General features: G+C 70.5%; 4 protein-coding genes. All 4 read left to right on the top strand.

Translation table 11 applies throughout. The annotated features are described in order from the left end of the window. Positions 1-892, top strand: an 892-nt coding sequence (locus RT323_RS16145; protein ID WP_313410257.1) for a 1-deoxy-D-xylulose-5-phosphate reductoisomerase, incomplete at its 5' end; no start/stop codon positions are given. After that, entirely contained in the window at positions 889-2190 is a 1302-nt protein-coding gene (locus RT323_RS16140) for a site-2 protease family protein (protein ID WP_313410255.1), read from the top strand. The genes RT323_RS16145 and RT323_RS16140, both read left to right, overlap by 4 nt. Then, a complete protein-coding gene (gene ispG, locus RT323_RS16135; protein WP_313410253.1) occupies positions 2187-3338 on the top strand; it encodes a flavodoxin-dependent (E)-4-hydroxy-3-methylbut-2-enyl-diphosphate synthase in 1152 nt (383 codons plus the stop codon). The genes RT323_RS16140 and ispG overlap by 4 nt, the downstream gene beginning before the upstream one ends. Positions 3339-3356: 18 nt before the next feature. Further along, complete coding sequence (locus RT323_RS16130; RefSeq protein ID WP_313410251.1) at positions 3357-4223, top strand: GNAT family N-acetyltransferase; 867 nt, start codon at positions 3357-3359, stop codon at positions 4221-4223. Positions 4224-4400 lie beyond the last annotated feature (177 nt).

The following is a 4400-nucleotide window of genomic DNA, read 5'->3' as shown; positions in this document are numbered from 1 at the left end:
GTTGTCCACCTTCGCCGTCGGCCTGCTGCCCACGCTCGCCGCCCTCGAGACCGGCGCGACGCTCGCGCTGGCCAACAAGGAGTCGCTCATCATCGGCGGACAGCTGGTCCTGGACGCGGCGAAGCCGGGGCAGCTCGTGCCGGTCGACTCCGAGCACTCGGCGCTGGCCCAGGCGCTGCGCGGCGAGGATCCCGAGGACGTCAGCCGGCTCGTCCTGACCGCGAGCGGCGGGCCGTTCCGCGGGCGCTCTCGCGAGGAGCTGCGCGACGTCACGCCCGAACAGGCTGCGGCCCACCCCACGTGGGACATGGGCCCGGTCATCACGATCAACTCGGCGACGCTCGTCAACAAGGGCCTCGAGGTCATCGAGGCGCACCTGCTCTTCGGCATCGGCTTCGACCGGATCGACGTCGTCGTCCACCCGACCTCGGTCGTGCACTCGATGGTGGAGTTCGTGGACGGTTCCACGATGGCGCAGGCGTCGCCACCGGACATGCGGCTGCCGATCGCGCTCGGCCTGTCGTGGCCGCGACGCGTCCCGGGCGCCGTCCCCGCGTGCGACTGGTCCGCGCCCACCGCGTGGGAGTTCTTCCCGCTCGACGACGCGGCGTTCCCGGCCATCGGCGTGGCCCGCCGTGCCGGTGAGTTCGGGCGCACCGCCCCTGCCGTCCTCAACGCGGCCAACGAGGTGTGCGTCGACGCGTTCATGGCCGGCGACCTGGACTTCCTGGGCATCGTCGACACGGTCGCCGACGTCGTCGACGCACACCTGGCCGATCCCCGGACCGCGGAGGGCGAGCTGAGCGTCGAGCGCGTCCTGGCCGCCGACACGCAGGCGCGCGAGAGCGCCGGCCGGATGATCGCGTCCCGACGCGAGGGAGCGCTCCGATGATGTACGCCCTCGGTGTGATCGTCTTCCTGGTCGGCGTCGCGTTGTCGATCGCCCTGCACGAGGTGGGCCACATGTGGCCGGCGAAGAAGTTCGGCGTCAAGGTCACCCAGTTCTTCGTGGGCTTCGGCCGCACGGTCTGGTCGGTCAAGCGCGGCGAGACCGAGTACGGACTCAAGGCGATCCCGCTCGGCGGCTTCGTCAAGCTCGTCGGCATGCTCCCGCCCGAGCACGAGGTCCGCGACCGCGACGGTCACCTGCTCGTGCGCGCGTCCGACACCGGGCTGTTCACCCAGATGGCGACCGATGCCCGCGCCGCCGAGTACGAGGACATCGACCCGGCCGACGAGGACCGCCTGTTCTACCGGCGCCCCTGGTGGCAGAAGGTCATCGTCATGGCGGGCGGTCCCACCGTGAACCTGGTGATCGCCACCGTCCTGTTCGCCATCTCGTTCATGGCATTCGGCGTGCCGACGCCCACCACGACGGTCTCGCAGGTCTCGGACTGCGCCATCGCCGATGCCGAGGCGGGTCGCGCGTGCACCGACGAGGACCCCGTCACCCCGGCTCGCCAGGCCGGCCTGGAGGCCGGCGACGTCATCACCAGCTTCAACGGCCGGCCCATCGAGGACTGGGACCAGGTCACGACGCTGATCCGCCGCAACGGCGACAACGCCGCCACGATCGGCTACGAGCGCGACGGTGCCCCGCTGGAGGCCACCGTGAACACCTCGGTGCTGGCCCGGGCCTCGATCGACGACCCCGAGCGGGTCGAGAACGTCGGCTTCCTCGGCGTCTCGCCGACCTTCGTCACCGAACGCCAGGGACCGGTCTTCGTCGTCACCGAGATGGGCTCGATGATCGGTCACACGGCCGACGCGCTCGTCCACCTGCCCGTGCGCATGGTCGCCGTCGTGAAGGCGGCGTTCGGCGCCGAGCGCGAGGCCGACGGGCCGATCAGCGTCGTGGGCGCCAGCCGGGTCGCCGGCGAGCTCGTGACGGTCGACGACCCGACCTGGGGAGAGCGGGCCCAGCGCATCATCAGCCTGCTCGCCGGACTCAACCTGTTCCTGTGGCTGTTCAACCTCATCCCGCTGCTGCCGCTGGACGGCGGCCACATCGCCGGTGCCCTGTGGGAGCAGGCACGACGCGTGTTCGCACGCCTGCGAGGCCGCCCCGACCCGGGCTTCGTCGACGTTGCCAAGATGCTGCCCGTCGCCTATGCGGTTGGGCTGCTCCTTATGATCATGGGTGTGGTCCTGATCTATGCCGACATCGTCAACCCGGTGAGAATCTCATGAGCGGCGTCGACCTCGGCATGCCCGAGGCACCGGCTCCGGTGCTCGCCCCGCGCCGTCCCACTCGCAAGATCAAGGTGGGCTCCATCGACGTCGGCGGTGACGCCCCGATCTCGGTGCAGTCGATGACCACGACGCTCACGTCCGACATCAACTCGACGCTCCAGCAGATCGCCGAGCTCACCGCGGCCGGCTGCGACATCGTGCGGGTCGCCTGCCCCAGCCAGGACGACGCCGAGGCCCTGCCCGCGATCGCGAGGAAGTCGCAGATCCCCGTCATCGCGGACATCCACTTCCAGCCCAAGTACGTGTTCGCCGCGATCGACGCCGGCTGTGCCGCCGTGCGCGTCAACCCCGGCAACATCCGCAAGTTCGACGACCAGGTCGGCGCGATCGCCAAGGCGGCCAAGGACGCGGGCGTCTCGCTGCGCATCGGCGTCAATGCCGGCTCGCTCGACAAGCGACTGCTCGAGAAGTACGGCAAGGCCACGCCCGAGGCGCTCGTCGAGTCCGCCGTGTGGGAGGCGTCGCTGTTCGAGGAGCACGACTTCCACGACTTCAAGATCTCGGTCAAGCACAACGACCCCGTCGTCATGGTCAAGGCCTACGAGCTGCTCTCCGAGCGCGGCGACTGGCCCCTGCACCTGGGCGTCACCGAGGCCGGCCCCGCGTTCCAGGGCACGATCAAGAGCGCCACGGCGTTCGGCGCCCTGTTGAGCAAGGGCATCGGCGACACGATCCGCGTCTCCCTCTCGGCCCCGCCGGTCGAGGAGGTCAAGGTCGGCATCCAGATCCTGCAGTCGCTCAACCTGCGCCCCCGCAAGCTCGAGATCGTGTCGTGCCCGTCGTGCGGCCGCGCCCAGGTCGACGTCTACACGCTCGCCGAGCAGGTCACCGCCGGTCTCGACGGCCTCGAGGTCCCGCTGCGCGTGGCCGTCATGGGCTGTGTCGTCAACGGCCCGGGTGAGGCACGCGAGGCCGACCTCGGCGTCGCGTCGGGCAACGGCAAGGGCCAGATCTTCGTCAAGGGAGAGGTCATCAAGACCGTCCCCGAGAGCAAGATCGTCGAGACGCTGATCGAGGAAGCCATGCGCATCGCCGAGACGATGGAGCCGGTCGAGGGCGGACAAGCCTCGGTCAGCGTCTCCTGACGGCGTTATCCTCGTCACATGACCGAGGTCTGCGAGCCCTCCGCGGCGACCTCGTCCTACGTGCGGACGTTGGGGCGTGGCGACCTCGAGCTGATCCACGAGGTCCTCGACCGCCAGCCGCTCATCGACATGTTCGTGCGGCACCGGGTCGACTCCACCCGCCTCGACCGCCGGTGGTTCGGTGCCGAGCTGTGGGGCTACTTCGAGGACGGCGCGATGGTCTCGCTGCTGCACGTCGGCGCGAACGTCGTCCCCGCGCAAGCCACGCCCGCCTCCGTCGCCGCCTTCGGCCACCGGCTGCTGGCCCATGGGCACAAGCCCAGCTCCCTGGTCGGCCCGGCCGCCGCGGTGCTGCCACTGTGGGACGTCGTCAAGGACCAGTGGGGGCCGGCGCGATCGCCCCGCCCCGCGCAGCCGTTCATGGTGCTCGAGCACGACAGTGACGTACCGCTGGACCCTCGCGTGCGGCCCGTGCGGATCGACCAGGTCGACACGCTCTACCCCGCCTGCGTCGCGATGTTCACCGAGGAGGTGGGCGTCCACCCCGAGTCCGTCGGCAGCCCTTCGGGCTATCGAGCCCGGGTCACGCAGCTGGTCTCGATGGGCTGGTCGTGGGCGATCATCGAGGACGACACCGTCCTGTTCAAGGCCGAGGTCGGAGCCGCGACCGACCGCGGCTGCCAGCTGCAGGGCGTCTGGGTGCATCCCGACCTGCGCGGGACCGGTGTCGCGGCCCCCGCGCTGGCCTCCGTCGTCCGGCAGGTGCGCCGTCAGGTGGCGCCGTCGGTCACGCTGTACGTCAACGACCACAACGTCGCTGCCCGCCGTGCCTACGACCGGGTCGGCTTCCGCGAGGTCGAGACCTTCGCCTCCATCCTGCTGTGAAAGGCCCTCATGACCCGTCGCCGTGACCTCGCCCTCGTCGCCGTCCCCTTCGCGGTGTCGGGGGTGATCCACCTCGTCCGCCCCGAGGTGTTCGAGCGGATCGTCCCGAGGTTCCTGCCCCGCCACCGCGAGCTCGTGCTGGCGTCCGGCGTCGCCGAGCTCGTGTGCGCGGCCGCC

The sequence above is a fragment of the Aeromicrobium sp. genome (assembly GCF_032084975.1).
Classification (GTDB): Bacteria; Actinomycetota; Actinomycetes; order Propionibacteriales; family Nocardioidaceae; genus Aeromicrobium.
This window is presented reverse-complemented; position numbering and strand designations above follow the sequence as displayed.

Bases quoted from the DNA above. Each gene is read 5' to 3' on its own strand.
- RT323_RS16140 (WP_313410255.1), top strand. From the start codon at position 889: ATGATGTACGCCCTCGGTGTGATCGTCTTCCTGGTCGGCGTCGCGTTG.
- ispG (WP_313410253.1), top strand. From the start codon at position 2,187: ATGAGCGGCGTCGACCTCGGCATGCCCGAGGCACCGGCTCCGGTGCTC.
- RT323_RS16130 (WP_313410251.1), top strand. From the start codon at position 3,357: ATGACCGAGGTCTGCGAGCCCTCCGCGGCGACCTCGTCCTACGTGCGG.